The 17,424-nt window shown below is 37.9% G+C and carries 12 protein-coding genes; 5 read left to right on the top strand and 7 right to left on the bottom strand.

Going from position 1 to position 17,424, the window contains the following annotated elements:
- Window position 1: 1 nt before the first annotated feature.
- A complete protein-coding gene (locus tag A37Q_RS0102400) occupies window positions 2-2,134 on the top strand; it encodes a peptidase domain-containing ABC transporter (protein WP_018298672.1) in 2,133 nt (710 codons plus the stop codon).
- A complete protein-coding gene (locus A37Q_RS0102395) occupies window positions 2,124-3,536 on the top strand; it encodes an HlyD family type I secretion periplasmic adaptor subunit (protein WP_169710224.1) in 1,413 nt (470 codons plus the stop codon). The genes A37Q_RS0102400 and A37Q_RS0102395 overlap by 11 nt, the downstream gene beginning before the upstream one ends.
- A 3-nt stretch (window positions 3,537-3,539) precedes the next feature.
- Here the strand turns inward: A37Q_RS0102395 and A37Q_RS0102390 are convergent, their stop codons facing one another.
- Complete coding sequence (locus tag A37Q_RS0102390) at window positions 3,540-4,259, bottom strand: response regulator transcription factor (protein ID WP_018298670.1); 720 nt, start codon at window positions 4,257-4,259, stop codon at window positions 3,540-3,542.
- Entirely contained in the window at window positions 4,252-5,493 is a 1,242-nt protein-coding gene (locus tag A37Q_RS0102385) for a sensor histidine kinase (protein WP_169710223.1), read from the bottom strand. The genes A37Q_RS0102390 and A37Q_RS0102385 overlap by 8 nt, the downstream gene beginning before the upstream one ends.
- Before the next feature lie 586 nt (window positions 5,494-6,079).
- On the opposite strand from A37Q_RS0102385, the gene A37Q_RS0102380 reads away from it, so the two are divergent.
- A complete protein-coding gene (locus tag A37Q_RS0102380) occupies window positions 6,080-9,472 on the top strand; it encodes a ligand-binding sensor domain-containing protein (protein WP_018298668.1) in 3,393 nt (1,130 codons plus the stop codon).
- Here the strand turns inward: A37Q_RS0102380 and A37Q_RS0102375 are convergent.
- Together A37Q_RS0102375 and A37Q_RS0102370 are read right to left on the bottom strand one after the other, a co-directional pair.
- Window positions 9,444-10,910, bottom strand: a complete 1,467-nt coding sequence (locus A37Q_RS0102375) for a trehalase family glycosidase (RefSeq protein ID WP_018298667.1) — start codon at window positions 10,908-10,910, stop codon at window positions 9,444-9,446. The two genes, A37Q_RS0102380 and A37Q_RS0102375, sit on opposite strands and share 29 nt — an antisense overlap.
- Entirely contained in the window at window positions 10,907-12,097 is a 1,191-nt protein-coding gene (locus tag A37Q_RS0102370) for an MFS transporter (protein WP_026196469.1), read from the bottom strand. Before A37Q_RS0102370 ends, A37Q_RS0102375 begins: the two co-directional genes overlap by 4 nt.
- Window positions 12,098-12,296: 199 nt before the next feature.
- Here A37Q_RS0102370 and nadA point away from each other — a divergent pair, with 199 nt between their 5' ends.
- The gene (gene nadA / locus A37Q_RS0102365) at window positions 12,297-13,340 is read left to right on the top strand and encodes a quinolinate synthase NadA (RefSeq protein ID WP_018298665.1); all 1,044 of its coding nucleotides are present in this window, start codon (window positions 12,297-12,299) and stop codon (window positions 13,338-13,340) included.
- Window positions 13,341-13,364: 24 nt separating this feature from the next.
- Complete coding sequence (gene nadC, locus A37Q_RS0102360; protein WP_018298664.1) at window positions 13,365-14,222, top strand: carboxylating nicotinate-nucleotide diphosphorylase; 858 nt, start codon at window positions 13,365-13,367, stop codon at window positions 14,220-14,222.
- 7 nt (window positions 14,223-14,229) lie between these two features.
- Here nadC and A37Q_RS0102355 read toward each other — a convergent pair whose 3' ends face one another.
- The 3 genes from A37Q_RS0102355 to nagZ form a co-directional block, all read right to left on the bottom strand.
- A complete protein-coding gene (locus A37Q_RS0102355; protein ID WP_018298663.1) occupies window positions 14,230-15,213 on the bottom strand; it encodes an NAD(P)H-dependent glycerol-3-phosphate dehydrogenase in 984 nt (327 codons plus the stop codon).
- Window positions 15,214-15,231: 18 nt separating this feature from the next.
- Window positions 15,232-16,392, bottom strand: a complete 1,161-nt coding sequence (locus A37Q_RS14435) for a mechanosensitive ion channel family protein (protein ID WP_018298662.1) — start codon at window positions 16,390-16,392, stop codon at window positions 15,232-15,234.
- A 97-nt stretch (window positions 16,393-16,489) separates the two neighbouring features.
- Entirely contained in the window at window positions 16,490-17,422 is a 933-nt protein-coding gene (nagZ, locus tag A37Q_RS14430) for a beta-N-acetylhexosaminidase (RefSeq protein ID WP_018298661.1), read from the bottom strand.
- Window positions 17,423-17,424 lie beyond the last annotated feature (2 nt).

The following is a 17,424-nucleotide window of genomic DNA, read 5'->3' as shown; positions in this document are numbered from 1 at the left end:
CATGCACTTTTCAGAAGATTCAGGTATATACGCATTTGTAAAATTGGCAAGCTTACATCAAATTTCTCTCAATGCGGAACAAATACAGCATGATTATGCTGATGGTATGACACCATTAACATTGCCACAGCTTTTGCGTGCAATGAAATCCTATCACTTTAAAGCAAAAGCAGTGTCCTTAACATTAGACAATATTGACCAAAGTGTGCTTCCTTGTCTTTTGAAGGATGATGCAAGGTATTTTATTCTTATTGGCATCAATGAGAAAAAAGAATATTTGTTGTTAAATACATCCACTCAAAAGCTCGAAGTGTTAGAAAAATCAAAGTTAACAAAAGAGCATCTATATACAGTCATTTATGCAAAGCCGAAAAAGCACACTACAAAGGAAAAAGCATTTGGCTTTAGCTGGTTTATTCCAACATTTTGGAAGTATAAACATATCTTTAGAGATGTGTTAATTGCCTCATTATTCTTGCAGATTTTTGCGCTTGTTACCCCACTTTTCTTTCAAGTGGTGATGGACAAGGTGATCTCAAATAATGCCTTGGAAACACTACAAATACTAGCAATAGGTTTTATTGTTATCTGCATATTTGATGTTGTCTTTACGGCTATTCGTAATTATCTTCTTATTCACACAAGTGCCAGAATCGATGTGGAGCTAAGCACAAGGCTTTATAAGCATCTGATGCATTTGCCGTTATCTTATTTTGAAAAGCGACAAGTAGGTCAAAGTGTGGCACGTATCAAAGAGCTTGATAAGATGCGAAGTTTTCTAACCAGTAGTGCACTTTTGTTGTTGATTGACAGCGTATTTGCTTTGGTGTTTTTGGTTATCATGTGGCTGTATTCATCAACGCTCACTTTAATTGTGCTTGCAAGTATTCCAGCATATGTGATTTTATCGCTCAGCACCATTCCTCTTTTAAGAAGAAGACTGGAAGAGGCATTTAGTCATGGGGCAAAAAATCAGTCGTTTTTAACTGAATCGATAAGTGGGATAAGGACAATTAAATCTCTGACACTTGAACCGAGCATGCAAAAAGACTGGGAAAGGAATCTAAGCACTTATATCACCAGCAACTTTAATGCTCAGAAATTAGCAAATATCTCCTCTCAGATCGCTCAATTTATCAGTAAGCTTACAACTGTGCTTATTTTGTATCTTGGTGTTAAATATGTGCTAAATGGGCAGCTGACAATTGGCCAGTTGATTGCATTTAATATGTTTGCCTCACGCTTAAGTGCGCCGATATTAAAATTAATCCAATTATGGCAGGATTTTCAGCAAGCGCTGATATCTGTGAAAAAATTAGGTGATATTTTTAATGCTAAAACTGAATATATTCCACATACAAATCAAAATAGCTTACAACAAATAGGTGGAGAAATTCATTTTTGTCATTTGAGCTTCCGTTACACGCCCAATAGTCCATTGGTGTTAAAAGACATTAACTTACATATCAAAGCAAATCAGCAAATTGGGATTGTTGGGCTCTCTGGCTCTGGGAAAAGTACACTCGCACAGCTAATTCAGCGTTTATATATGCCTGAATCGGGTAAGATTTTAATTGATCAGCTGGATATATTTAGCTTAAACCCAAGTGTCCTTAGGCAAAAAATAGGCGTTGTTTTGCAGGAGAGTTTTTTATTTAATCGAAGTATCCGTGATAATGTTGCAATTAATTGCCCCGGGGCAAGTTTAGATAAAGTCATTAAGATGTGTAAACTCTCTGGCGCGCATGAGTTTATTTCGTCATTAAAATATGGTTATGATACCTTGATAGAAGAGCAGGGGGTTAATTTATCAGGCGGTCAAAAACAACGCCTTGCAATTGCCAGAGCATTAATGAACGACCCGAAAATTTTGATATTTGACGAAGCGACCTCAGCGCTTGATTATGCATCAGAGCGAATTATTCAAAAGAATATGGCAGAGATTACACAAAATAGAACCTGCATCTTCATCGCTCATCGTTTAACCACAGTTATGCATGTAGATAAACTTGTTTATATGGAAGAGGGTAGTGTTGTTGAGTCGGGCACTCACGATGAGCTTTTGGCATTAAAAGGGCACTATGCAAGGCTTTTCTCTGCACAGTTCGCTGATAAGAATGTTTGTGAGCATTAAAATGAGATTCCTCCTTAGTAGAATAAAAAAACATAAAACGCAAAAAGCAAATAAAGAAAGCAGTGGCTTTTTAGCACAGAGTGTGGAAATTCAGCAAAAGCCCCCACATCCCTTTGCGCGTAGGTTTTTATACCTTGTGATTTTATTGATTGTCATCTTTATTGTTTGGGCAAGTGTGAGTAAAGCAGATATCGTGATTAAAGCCAATGGAAAGATTGTGCCGCTTGAAAAGGCAAAGCAAGTGCAGCCAATTGCAACGGCATCGGTTTTAGAGTTGTTTGTAAAAAATGGTCAGTTGGTAGAGAAAGGCCAGCCACTTATTGAGCTTGATCAAAGTGTTCAAAAGGCAGAGATTAATCATCTTTTAAATGAGAAAAGCTTTTATGAAAATAATCTTGAGGCAGGGATGCTATTTTATCATCTCATTAGTACGGAGGAAAATCCTGAGAAAATAGAGATAAATCATTGGCTTAAGAAAGCGAAACCCGAGAAATTGACAGATATAAAAAAGACAAAGTGGTATCGATTATTTGCCCAGAGATGGCGCGTGTATTTGACAGATATGATCGCCTTAACAACGGAAATTGAAAAAGTGGCCACAGCTATTAGCGCACTTGATGAGCAGATTGTCATTTTACAAGAAGGGCTTTTGATCATAGAAGAGAAAAATCAAATGCTTGAGATGCTGCATGCAAAAAACTATGCCTCTAAGCTTGAGTATCTAAACACTCAAGAATATAAATGGGAAAAGGCCTTAGAGCTTAATATTGCTAAGGCTAAGCTCAGTGAGTTTAAGGAAGAGCTAAAGCATTTGCATGCCAAAGTAGCGCTTAAAAAGGCAAATTATGAAATTGATGCGATCAACCAAATAGAAGATGATGAGGTAAAACTTAGTGCGATTAGAAAGACATTGAGCCAACAAAGGGTTATGCAAAATAAGCAAATATTAAAATCACCTGTCACAGGGTATGTGCATGATTTGAAAGTACACACGATTGGCCGGGTAGTTAAATCAGGTGAAACCTTGATGCAGATTATTCCAAAAACAAGCACATTTGAAGTGGTAGCAGAAGTGTCAAATGAGGATATTGGTTATGTTAAACGAATGCAAAAGACGCTTATTAAAGTGAATACATATCCATTTCATGAATATGGCATGCTACAAGGTGAAATTGTCCATATTTCAGATGATGCCGTTTTGAACGAGAAAACAGGGATGATTTTTACGGTGAAATCCTCTATAGAAAGCCCATATTTAAATAGATTTAAGGATGGCGTTCAGGTGCGCATATCTTCTGGTATGACTGCTCAAGTAGATATTAAAATTGGAACAAGACGGCTGATAAGCTACTTTTTCTCTCCCATTATTCGTGGTTTAAAAGAGAGTTTTAAAGAGCGCTGAGGTCTATTTAAACGTAACACTCCCTAGAAAGATATAACCATACCCTCTAATTGTGCGAAGTACTTGCCCGGAAGGGTCGTTTATTTTCTGGCGAATGCGTCCAATCATCTGTTCAACACTTCTACTTTGTGACTGGTCGGCAAGTCCTAAAGCTTCAGCAATATCATATTTTGTAATTAGTTGATTATAGCGTGTGATAAAGATGGCGAGAATATCACTTTCTGTTTTGGATAAACTCACTTCTTTATTACTATTATCAAAAAGTGCTTTTTGTGAAATATCAAATGAGAAACCATTAAAGAGTGCTTTATAGTGAGTGGTTTTTGTGCTTTCTTTATTTGAAGGTGGGCTTGAGTGGGCGATATGTGCAAGGCTTTTAATTCGCGCATAGAGCTCATGCAGGTTAAATGGCTTTTCTAAATAATCATTGGCACCGGCCTCAAGTCCAATGATTCTATTGGTCTCGCCAACGTTGGCAGAGAGAATTAAAATAGGGGTATGTGTATTAAATTGCCGTATTTGTTTGCAAAGATCGATGCCATACATATCAGGGAGATTCAAATCTAGAATAATGCATTGATATTCATGTGTTTTAACGCGCTTTAGTGCGTTCGCTGCTAAGGCATGATGTTCAAGATCAATCAGCCTTGCATGCATAAAGTTTCCTATAATCTCAGCGATGCTCTCATCATCTTCTACCAACAGTACGCTAAGTTTAGTCATGCTCACCACCAAGTTGTATTTTTTTATTCGGTAAAGTAATAGTGAATTCTAACCCAGAGTGTAGATTTTTGGCAAAAATATTTCCATGATGTAGCTCAATAATCTTCTTAGCGATTGCCAAGCCAAGCCCATGGCCTTCACTTTTCTCGCCTTGGTGAAGGTTTTTAACATGAGGTTGAAAAAGCTGTAGCAGCTTCTTCTCAGGCACTCCTGGCCCAAAATCATAGATAGTAATAGTAGTTGTTTCATGAGTTTGCTCTACATTAAGATAACAAGTTGTCGCGTACTTTAATGCATTGAAAACAATATTTGACAGCGCTCGGTATAAAAGCCCTTCATTGCCTGGAATAAGAGGGGTGGTAATTGTTTCAGGCTGATAAATCAAACGAATATGTTGGCAAGATATCTGATAGAGTTTCGTTAGTAAATTCGATAAATTCACTTCAGAGTGATCAAGATTATTTTGATAATACTGTATCGTTGAGTTTAAAATCTCATTCATTTGCATTAATTCAGCGGCAATTCTTTGATGCTCATCGGTAGATTTAGGGATGATTTGTAGATATAGAAGTGCCCGAGTCATTGGGGTTTTAATATCATGAAACAAAGTGGACAATAAGAGTGTCCGCTCAGCAATAAGTGATTCCATCTGATTTTGAAGTTGTATGGCGCTTTTGCGCATAAAAAAGGGTTTTTTACGTTTTGCACTGTCTTTTCTGGCATTATAAAGTGCATCAGTAACGATGTGTCTGCCATAAAAAATAACCATGAAAATCAATAATAAACTTGTCAATATTTCAAGTGCGAGAACACTTAAAAGTATCAAGTTGATTTTTGATTTTTGTGGGACAAATTGAAGCGTTGCCCAACGGTGCGACTTAGGCAAATAGAGCACACTTTTTACATAGTTTCTTTTTTCAAACATTTTAAGTGCTTGCTCAAGATTTAAAGTTTTAATGTTTTCAAGAGGCTTTTGATCAAAAAGCTTAATGGCAAGTGCACTTCGAGTCATTGTATTATACTCTTGTGCAAAATGCGTCAATTGTTGATGATCGAATTGTTTTAGCATCTCCTGTGTCCGGATAACATAGGAAATAGCATTTTGATACTCACTCTTATTAATAGTCTCTTTGTGTAACGCTATTAAGTTCAGTATTGCCTGTGCAATAAACAGTATCACAAGTATGATAATCACAACAATAGCCAGTATCTTTTTGACTATTGATTTAGTCATTATGTAACCCCCAAAAGTAATATTATTTTCATCATAAAACATCGTGCTCTGCTGCATTTTCATAGCAAAAATGTGTTATGACGGTCATGTAATCTTAAGTTTTATACCCCAAAGCTTGGAAATTCTACCATTTTTTGATCAAAAAGTAATCCCTTGTTTTTGTGGTATATCCTGCCAATCGATTTGAAGCCAATCGATTCTTTTGATCTTGTATAAGCGTATATTTTTTTGTCTTTAAATGCACATTTTATATTCGTATTGTCTGTTTTGGTTGATGATGTCACTACTAAATAACCATAATTATGCTTAGTTGTAAATGTCTACAATATAGGTTCTCTAAAGGATAGCGCGTTATAAGCGCCATTAAATGTATACCATGTAGATAAGAGAGAATAACTTAGCTTCAAGGAAGTGATTTTGCTGTTAAAAAAGCACTTTATTCTTGTGGAATGTATCTTGCATATACAGTTGAAAAACAAATAAATATCAAAAGCTTTCTATAGTGAAAATATAACCTGATTAAAGAGAAGTTTATCTTCATTTAACCTTAGGTTTATTGGGTATAACACGAAAGATGGGGGCTAAAATGAAACAATCATTAAATGAGCTTAAAAGAAAAACATTACCGTTGGCGGTGTTAATGGCGGCACTTGTGTTAAGTGGCTGTGGTGGCGGTGGTGGTAGCGACAGCTCAACTACAGACACTAGTGATACGAGTAACACAAGTACTGAAAACGATAACTCAGATACTTCAGATACAACAACAGAGTCACAAAGCGGTGATAGTACTGATAATACATCTGACAAGGATAGTGATAACAGTGGGCAAACTGAGATCACTCAACAACCGCTTAGCATAACAAGCAGCGATTATACTCAAGGTAAAGCAGCACTAGGAGAAGTGTATAAAGTGGGCGTAATGGCAACTGGTGGCAGTGCAACTTTAGAAATAGGAACCCCCACACGTTATTTAAAAGCTATCGCACTTGAGTTTGAAGATATGTCGAACAAAGCTTATTTTGACGTGGTTAAACTTGGGCAGTGTGATTTATTAACTCAATCAGGGCGCTGTGAATTTCAACTTGTTCCAAATGAAAAAGCAAGCGCTATTTTGGGCAAGACAGTCAAATATAGAGTTAGCGCAATGACACAAGATGGAAAGAATGTAAAAGGCGCTCAGCATGAAGTTGTGGTTAATGCATTAGAGGTGACTATTGAGCCTACCGGCGCCATTTATGCAGGGCAACAAAAAACACTAGTTGTTCGTAATAACACCGGAGTGAGTGTTGGGTTAGATAGTCTTTCTATTCAAGGCTTGGATGATAATATCTTTGCTGCAATAACAGGATGCACAGACAAGCTGCATCATGGTGAGCGCTGTGAGGTATCATTAAGTGCGAAAGATGCTACAGCTGCAAAGGTATATACGGTTTCTTTATTTAATGGAGAGAAACTCATTGCGACAAGTACATTTCAGTCTTTAAAACCTGAGGCCAGTATAAGCCTTGATGAAATGGTAATATATCAAAATCAAAAACGTAGTTTTACGGTGAATAATAATGCTCCAGTTGCTTTAAAGTCCCTAGAATTTGAAGTACCTAACGGTGTAAAAGTATCTGGCGAGTGTAGTGTGATTCCTGCAAAAGGTAGTTGCAATTTTATGCTTGAAAGTGCGGATAATTTCCAAGAGGGTAAGCAAGTAGTACGAGTTAAAGGCGCTAACTTCGATAGTAAAGAGCTTACATTTAATGCATTTTATGCTAATGGTTTAGCAATGCATGCTGTACAAAATAAAGTGGTATTAACCTATGATGAAACAGCAGAGTTTCATTATGATATTACAAATCTCAATAGCATCTTATCATTAACCGCGCTACAAGGAAGCTTCGCCTCTCATACGGGCATCTTTATGGTTGAAAAATCAGATGATTATAATTGTGCTGATATATTGGCTGCAGGGGCAAGTTGTAGAATGTCTTATTCAGTGCAATTAGATCAAAAGGTAGGCTTATTGCCTAATACAAACACGCTAAGCTTTGTGGCACGAGCCAAAAATGGGGCACATAATAATGCAATAACAAGCGTTGATGAAAAAAATATTGAAGTAAGAGCATTCCCGTATGGATATATGATGCCGCAAAATACCAGCTTTGATACAGCTTCTCTAGCAGGCAATTATGTGAATGATGTTCTAGTGAGCCAAGATGGGTATTTGTATGTTGCAACCGTTGGTGGCCTATCTGTATCATTTGATGGTGGGACGAGCTGGAAAAATCTAACGATAGCAAATGGGCTTCCTGGTAATATTATCTATGCACTTTTGGAAAGTGAGGGTGAAGTCTATGTTGCAACTGATAAAGGTCTTGTAAAAGTGGATGCAAACACAGCTGAAATTCGCTCAGTAGATTATCAAGATTATGAAATAAGCGCAGTTTCTGATGGTGATTTTGGCACAATGTTGGCAACAAAATCAGGGGCAATTATTGGTCTTTTTGAATCAACAGATCCAGTTCAAATTACTAAAGGTGGGGCTATTTATGGCTTGTATCAATCTCAGGATGCATTTTTAGCAGCAACTGAAGAAGGGGTGTTGTTATCTAAAGACCATGGTAAGAGCTGGAGCAATATCCTAAATAGTAATAGCAAGTTTGGTGAGCTTGGTGAATTGCTTGGAGATAAAGGTCACGGCAGCGCTTTTGATGTTACGGTATTTAATGGTAAGTATTATGCAGCGACTGAAACTGGCCTCTATCGTATAGAAGAGAAAAGAGGAATCTTGGGCATAAGATACTTTGATCATACAAGAGTAAACTTTGATGCGCTTTCAGGTGAGTACAAAGCAAATAAAGTTACTGTAGAGAATAATAAATTACACTTAGCCACTGAGAAAGGTTTGTACTATAGTGAAGATGGCAATACTTGGCAGCAAGTTGATTATATGAGTGGTGCTAATTTATCAATGAATGCAAGGGCTTCTGCGCCTTACAATGGCGGGTATATTATAGGAACTGAGTCAGGTTTGGCAATCTATAAAGATGGGCAGTATCATGCAACAAAACAAACAGGATTAAGTAGTTATAAGACAAAGAAATTGGCAGTAAACCCTGAAAGTTACAACCAGATTTACGCTATTGCCACAGAGAAGAACCAAGATAATACACTCTATTACTCAAATGATAAAGGGCAGACTTGGCAAGCGATGGCGATTGCTTCTCAAGAGAATGAGACACACTTTAAGCCTCGCAAGAAGCTATATATTGTAGATGGTTATGTGTACCTTATTACCAATTATGGTATAGCTAAGGCCAAAGCAGGTGAGCGTAATTGGCAGCATGTTACATTAAGTGACAAAGAAAATGCTATTTATGATTTTGTGATTAAAAATGGTGTGATTTATCTCACGACAGATATGGGTTTATTTGAAGCACAGGCCGAGGATATGCAATTTAAGCCAAGTGTAACAAAAGGCGCATTTAGAAATGTATATGCATACAACAATGAGCTGTATGCGACCTCTATCTCTTATGATGGCTTATTTATTGATTTGTTCTCGCTATGGCATAAAGAAGCTGAAGGTGGCTGGAAAAAGAAAATAGATGTGTTTGATTTGTCCAGTGTGAATAAACTCAATGCATTATATGTAGATCAAAGTGGCATTTATGTCGGTACAAATAGTGGGTTATATCATGCCAGTCACAGTGAAAAAGTGCGCTTTAGTTCGATAGAAGCATTCTCTGGTATGAAGATTAAGGCTTTAGATGTCCTTTCAGAAGTACTTCTTGTCGCAACTGAAAAAGGCGGTATGTTGAGATATGATACACAGACACAATCAACGGATCACTATAACAATGTGCCAAGTGATCAAATGACAGATATTGAAGTACACTTTGATGGGCGTGACACTTATAGAGTATATCTCTCAGGTGTCGGCGGGGTAAGTTATAGCACGATTAAGTTTGCTTCCCAAGCGCCTCACTAAAGGCAAGATAAACGCCGTTACTCCAACCAAAACCTTCTTGAACCTCATATTCGCCCTGATGTGGGGTTTTTTCAATCTGGCATACATCATATTTCTCTAGAATAACTTTATGTTTAGCATAATAGTTTTCCATCGTGTAACACCATCTTGTCATAATTTTCTGTGCTAAGTCAGTAAAGCCATAATTTTTAAGGCCAATAACTGCAATGTATTGAAGAGGTGCCCAGCCATTTGGCGCATCCCATTGTTGATTTGAATTAATTGTACTGGTAACAAGACCGCCTGATTTTAGCAGCTGAGATTCAATGATATTGGCAATGGCGAGCGCTTGCTCTTTTGTTGCAATTTTGGCAAAAAGCGGCCAGCCGATAGCTGCCGTAATTTTATGACTATGTGCATTTTGCTTTACATTATAATCATAAAAACACTGGTGCTGTTTGTGCCAAAAAAGCTGATAGTTATGCTTATGTTCTGTGGCATATTGATGATAAATTGTAGCTTTATTGGTATCTTGTAGCGCTTTATAATACGAGGCAAGCTTGTCAGTTAATAGATATAAAATGGCATTAAGATCAATGGGTAAAATCTCATGTGTGCAAAGGGTGTTAAAGGCATTTGTTTCATCCATCCAGCGAGAAGAGAAGTCCCAGCCACTCTCAGCGGCACTTCGAATGGCTTGATAGAGTTTTGGCTTTTCATCTGTTGAAAGTGTATTGGCGAGATTAATATCTTCAATATAAGACTCTGGCCTTGGTGTTCTCTCTGGGTCACAATAGTGAAAGTAGTTTTGCTCATTCAACTTATAGGTGCGCTTGGTTATCCAGAACTGATACTCTTGTTCTAATGCTGGGAGATAAGGTGCAATTTCATCAATCCCATATTGCTGATAGATTAGATCAACTAGAAGCACCAAGATAGGAGGTTGAGAGCGTGTTGTATAATAACTGCGTGCGCCATTTGGAATTATTCCAAGTGTTTTTTGTAGGAAAATAAAGTTGTGAACAAGTGATTTTATCAAAGGATAATTATGCTCACAGGCAAGACCAAGTGCAGTGAAATAACTATCCCAATAGTAAATCTCGCGAAAGCGTCCCCCAGGAACAATATAAGGCTCAGGGAGAAAAATCTTACTTTGTGGGTATTTAGGGAGAGTGCTATCAGATCTTAAAAGTGTTTTCCAAGTTTGATGAATATAGGCTTTAAGATCTTTTGGCTTTGTATCATTAGTGCTATGTGTTGGGAAATGGGTTTCATAAGTATGAAAGTGTGTATTAAAAAAATGACTAACTGCTTTTGGTGATGTTTTATCAATGGATGAAAAAAGAGACAGAATTTCATCTTCACTCTTAAGTGCGATGCTGTCAACAAAGCTCTTGGAATCAGGGAATATCCCAAGAGTCTGTACGCACTCAAAAAAATCGCCTTTGATTTGAATCATACCCTGCTCCTTTGCAACAGTTTAAAATAAGGCACTAGCAGCAAGAGGATGATAATCAGTACAACGATATAAAGACTAAAAGCTTCAATGCCGCCAATATAATGAAATAAATAACCCATTGCAACACTACCAATGCTGCCACCAATTGCTGAGAATATCATAATAAGGAGCGTTACAGCGCTTTGATAATCTTTAGGTTGGCTGGATAATAATGAGGAGTTTAAACTTGGGTAAATAGGGGCAATAAAAAAGCCAAGACAAGGTAAAAGCCACATGGCAATATAGGAAAAAGAGGGATGAATATGTGTCATTTGTGCACTTACTAGCGAGACGATTAGAAGTAAAATTGCCAGTATCGTTGTTCCGATTAATGCTTTTTTAAGCTCGATGTATTTGGCAATAAAGCCAAAACAAATTCGCCCAGCTGCAATCATAACAGGCAGTAGTGAGGCAATGAGTACACTTTTGGCATGAGACAGATCAAGGACTGTTGCCTGAAAAGTTGGCAAAAAGTCGATAACACCTTGTTCAATAAGCGGGTAGCAGAGGATCAAAAGTAAAAATAATAACACAGCTGGTTTACTAAACAGCGTTAATACTTTTCTATATTGACTAGAGTCGCTTTTCCCTTTTTTTAATTGAGGCATATCAAAGTGTATGAAGAAGGTACATATCAGAGAAATGGCTGCAAAGAATGCAAAAATATAAAAAGTGCTATTCCAGCTTTGAAGATGTATCATCCATGCAAATAAGCCATTGGCGATAAAAATAGACACCATAAAGCCGCCTTCATATAAAGAGATAATCCCTGCATGTTCATCTTTATCATCTGTGATTAAAGAGACAGCAGAGTAAATAGCTATTTTTAAAAGTGCAAAAGCGACGCCTGCCATAACAAAGAAAAGATAAGCAGAGAAAACACCATCAAATGTGCCCATTAAGAGACAAGCTAGAATTTCCAATAAACAGCCAACCTGCATGGCTATTTTATATCCAAATCGTGTAATAAATGAAATGAGCAATAAAGAGCCAATTAAAACCGCGCCATCTTTAAAAGGCTGAATCCAGCCCACTGAGCTTAGATCTACGCCACCTTGGCTATTGAGCATTAGAATAACAACCCCGACACTATTTAGAAGCATAGCGGGCATCATAAAGTTCACCAGCAATAAATACTTTTTATGCAATTTCCTGTTCCTTGTAACTAAAAGTGTTCAGTCAATCTAGCTAAATTCTAAGCAAAAGACAATTTAGAGATATGGTTTTTGATAAATATATAGTGCTTTACGCTTGGGTGAAATTGAATTGTGGTGAGATTATGTTAGAATTTTTGCCAGCTTGATGTTGCTATATGAGCAGTATATATAAAGAGATTAAGAGTAGCATATGATTAGTGAAAAAGAGTTCCACTCACGTGTGGAAAAAGTATGGCCCAAAGCAGAGGCCATGCAAGTGCAAACTGAAAAAGACAAAGCATTTTATCGCGAGAAAATCAAAAGATTGCTAAAAGAGAAAAATGCCTGCTTGATTGCACATTATTATGTTGATGCTGAGATCCAAGCGCTTGCAGAAGAAACAGGCGGGATGCTCGGTGATTCGCTTGCAATGGCAAGATTCGGTCATAAACATCCAGCGCAAACACTGGTGGTTGCCGGTGTGCGCTTTATGGGTGAAAGTGCTAAAATCTTAAGTCCAAACAAAAAAGTCTTGATGCCAACTTTAGAGGCAGAGTGTTCATTGGATGTGAGCTGCCAAGAAGATGAATTTAAAGCATTTATTGCAGCGCATCCAGATAGAACAGTGGTGGTTTATGTCAATACATCTGCTCGTATTAAAGCACTTGCTGACTGGACAGTCACCTCCTCAAGTGCACTTGAAATTTGTGAATACTTGGATCAAAAGGGCGAGAAAATCCTCTGGGCGCCAGATAAGTACCTTGGTCGTTGGATTGAAAACAAAACAGGTGCTGACATGGTTCATTATAATGGCGCGTGTATTGTTCATGAGGAGTTTAAAGCAAAGGCTTTATATGATTTAAAAGCAACCTATCCAGAGGCGGCTATTTTGGTGCACCCTGAATCTCCAGCTGAAGTTGTGGCATTGGCTGATGTGGCTGGTTCAACTTCACAATTACTTGAGGCATCAAAGCGCCTGCCAAATAAAGTATTCATTGTCGCTACAGAGACAGGTATCTTCTATAAAATGAAACAATCCTCACCGGATAAAACCTTTATTGAAGCGCCAACGATGGGCAAAGGTGCAACCTGTAAATCATGTGCACAATGTCCGTGGATGGGAATGAATTCCTTAAAGAATTTAGCCGAGGTATTAGAGTCTGAAGCAAATGAGATTATCGTGCCAGATGAAATCAGAGAAAGGGCGCTGATTCCGCTTGAGCGCATGGTGAACTTTCAAAATCAACAAAGATAATACTTATCATAATTGGAAACAGAGATGCATTTAAATACATTACAGATTACCGAGATAGACCAAGATGTCATTGAAGACATGGTAGATCAAGCACTTTTGGAAGATATTGAATCAGGTGATATTAACGCACTTTTAATTGATGAGGATGAACAGGTACAGGCGAAGGTGATTACACGTGAGGATATGGTGCTTTGTGGAAAAGAGTGGGTTTTAGAGGTGTATCGACAGGTTGACCCTGAAGTCACGCTACATTGGCACTACCAAGATGGTGATCAGGTTAAAGCGAATGAAACTTTATTTGAAGTGGAAGGCTTAGCCAGAGGGATTCTCACTGCAGAGAGAACAGCGCTTAATTTTTTGCAAATGTTATCGGCAGTCGCCACCAAAACACAGCATTATGTGGCAGCGCTCAAAAACTATAAAACAAAAATATTGGATACCAGAAAGACAATCCCTGGCTTTAGATTGGCCGAGAAATATGCGGTAAGCTGTGGTGGTGGTGTTAATCATAGAATCGGGCTATTTGATGCATTTTTAATAAAAGAAAATCATATTGCTGCTTGTGGTCACTCTATTTCTCAAGCTGTAGCGAAAGCAAGAGCGATTGGCAAAGATAAACTCATTGAGGTTGAAGTTGAAAACTTTGATGAGCTTAATGAGGCAATAGAGGCTAAATGTGATGTGATTATGTTGGATAATTTCTCACTTCAAGATATGGCTAAAGCTGTGAAGCTTGTAGATGGAAAGGCTGAGTTAGAAGCATCTGGTAATATGACATTTGAACAGTTAGAAGATGTGGCAAAGACAGGCGTTGATTATATTTCTACTGGTGGACTGACTAAACATATTCAAGCAATTGATCTATCTATGCGCTTTATCTAAAGCACCTCTACTCGCTTTTTAGCGTTCTAGATAAAAGCTTTTCCACTGCCTTTTTAGCAGGGTAGTTTTCATGTAACACTTGATAAATAACCTCAACAATGGGCATGTCAATATGCTGCTTTTGTGCCAAATGGTAAATTGCTTTGGTTGTTGCAATACCTTCTACAACCTGTTGAACCGTATCCGTTGCCTCTTTTTGTGTTTTGCCTTGACCTACTAATAGCCCAAAGCGTCTGTTTCTTGATTGATTATCTGTGCAGGTAAGCACCAAATCTCCAAGTCCACTTAATCCGCTGAATGTCTCTACTTTAGCGCCAAGTGACAAGCCAAGCCGGATCATTTCCTTTAATCCGCGAGTTATTAATCCAGCTCTGGCATTTGCGCCAAAGCCCAAGCCATCTGAGATGCCACAAGCAATAGCAAGTGCATTTTTAACTGCGCCACCAACTTCAGCACCAGTAATATCATCTGAGCTATAGCAGCGAAAAGCACGATGATTGAATAGATGCTGAACTTCCTTTGCATAGTTAAGATCAGATGAAGCCGCTACCACAGCTGTGGGCAAATTGCTTGCAACTTCTTTAGCAAAGCTTGGGCCCGTAATAAGTGCATAAGGCGTATCTGGCAGATATTCACAAGCAATTTGATCAAGTAGCTTATAACTTGAGTGACAAAAGCCTTTTGTTGCTGAGATGAGTTTTTGCTGGTGAATATAAGGTGCAATCGATTTTAGCGTGTTTTCAAAGGCAATGCTTGGTGTGCTGATAAGGATATACTGACAGCTTTTAATAACTTCTAACCAGTTATCAATAACCTTTAGCTTTTCCGGGAAAGGAATTCCGGGCAAGTACTTTTCATTACAGCGGCTTTCAAGCATCTTTTGATAGCTGTTATTGTCTCTAACATAAAGGTATACATGGTGAGATTGAGCCAAATGGATGGTCAGAGCGCTTCCCCAAGATCCTGAACCAAATACAAGAATATGTTTCATATTGATAACAACCCTCGATTAACTATTACTTTGTGGAGATGTGTGCTTTGAAAGGGCATCGATTGCATCATTAGGTAAATCCAATGTCGTTGTAGGGAAAGCAATTTCTGCACCATTGTCTTTGATGATTTGTCCAATTTTGAGCATAATTTCATCTTGAAGCGCTTGAAATCGAACCCAGTTCGTTGTTTTGGTGAAAGTGTAAATCATAAAGTTAATTGAATAGGAGCCAAACACACCTTCTATACTTGAGCCCATATTCGTATTCCCATTGACGATACAAACTAAAGTGGTACACTTTTGATCAATTGCCTTATGCTCTTTTAGCATCTGTTTAACACCTGATAAAATAGCAGGCAGTTTATCAAAGTCCTGATAACGAACACCAATATATTGAAGAATTCTTCGATTTGTCATTCTAGAGGCATTCACCACTGCTGTATTCAAAAATAGCGCATTAGGCACATAGATCGGGCGTTTATCAAAGGCGCGAATTAATGTTAGACGAAAGCTTATCTTTTCAACGGTTCCTTCAATTTTGCCATCAACGGTATAAATCCAATCACCAACAGAAAAAGGTCTGTCAATATAAAGGATAACGCCGCCAAAGACATCTGCAATAAGCTCTCTTTGTGAGATAGCAATGAAGCCCGCAACAATTCCAGAGAGTCCTGCTAGCGCGCCAAGCGGGATATCAAGGGAACTTAAAATGGTAAAAAAAGCAATGACAAGAATAACTGCTTGAGAGGCTTTATAGCTTGTTTCTATCATACTAAAGTCGTTATAGCCGCCATCTGTGCGTGTGTTTTTCTCAATAAAGTGATTCTTCACGCCTCGAGCAAAGGACATTAACACCCAGACGATGCAAAGTGTAATAAAAACTTTAAGCGCCATATAGGACATGGTTAAAAGTCCATTACTTGAACCGCTATGCAAATTAAGGATTTGGGTCACAATAACCCATAAGCCAATAATCCACATGACAATACGAAGCGGTTTATTAATTGATTGATAGAAAATGCGCAATATAGCCGATTTTTCTTTCAAACGCTTGTTGATGATGGCTAGAATAATTCGAATGATGATGTTAACAATAATGACACTCAGTAGAATAATCAAAATATGTAATACAGATTTCAGTTCAGGCGAACTTGTAAAATAAGACTCAACTGTTTGCATGTGATCTACTTTCTTACTTCCTTATAAGCGTATAGTTTATATCACGGCTAGCTGATTTGACAGTGCTTCTTGTTTGCTTTTTTCTAAGCGGTAAATATTACAGAGTAGCTATAAATGTTCGCCATCTATGATTAAAGTTTGTATCTGTAGTGATATCAGAGGGCTGTGTGTAAGCCAGCATGTGATCAATCACCGTAAAGTCATTACACAAAAGTGCAATATCACCACCAGCGGCAAAAAAATGATCAATTGCATCAGTGGCGGACTGATCAGGTTTGTTGGCAGCAAACATCCCCATATCATCACTAAAAATAATGCCTTGAAAATGTAGTTTTTCTCGAAGGTAAGTTTTTAACCAGAAGCTAGATTGTGAGGCAATGACATTATCTATTTCTGTCAAGGTGATATGTCCAACCATAATGCTATCGGCAAGTGATGCATTGATAAGTGCGATAAATGGTTGTAAATCTCTTTTCTCAAGTGCATTTAAAGAAATTGTATAATGTGCGGACTCTAGATGTGAATCGGCATCAATGGAGCCGTGCCCCGGAAAATGCTTAAGTACGCTTGGCATTTTCTTTTGTCTTAAGGTTTGAATATAAAGCGTAGCAAGTTCCACCACTTTTTTGGGGTCACTGGAAAATGCACGTGTATTAATCACACGGCTTTTGGCGTTATATAAATCAACTACTGGAGCGAAAGTGAAATCAACACCATGATTTTTAAGCTCACGAGCAAGCAAAGAGGCGTGTTGTATAACTTCTTTATCTGTTTTCTTTTCAAGCTCAAACAAAGACAAAAGTGGGTGAAAAGGGGGATGGTCAAAGCGCTGTACACGACCTCCTTCTTGATCTACTGATATGACAAGCTCCTCTCTTAGCGCCTTTATAGACTGAGTAAGAGTCTTCAGTTGAGAGGTGCTTTCATAGTTTCGCTTAAATAAAATGCATCCTAAAACACTTTTGTGGGTAAGGCGTTGAATGTCGTTTGCTGTAAGCTTTGTGCCTTCAATTCCAATAATAAAGTGCATAT

It is taken from the genome of Fangia hongkongensis FSC776 = DSM 21703, from assembly GCF_000379445.1.
GTDB lineage: Bacteria > Pseudomonadota > Gammaproteobacteria > Francisellales > Francisellaceae > Fangia > Fangia hongkongensis.
Note: the sequence above shows the minus strand (reverse complement) of the source record. Positions and strands in the feature narration are given on the sequence as shown.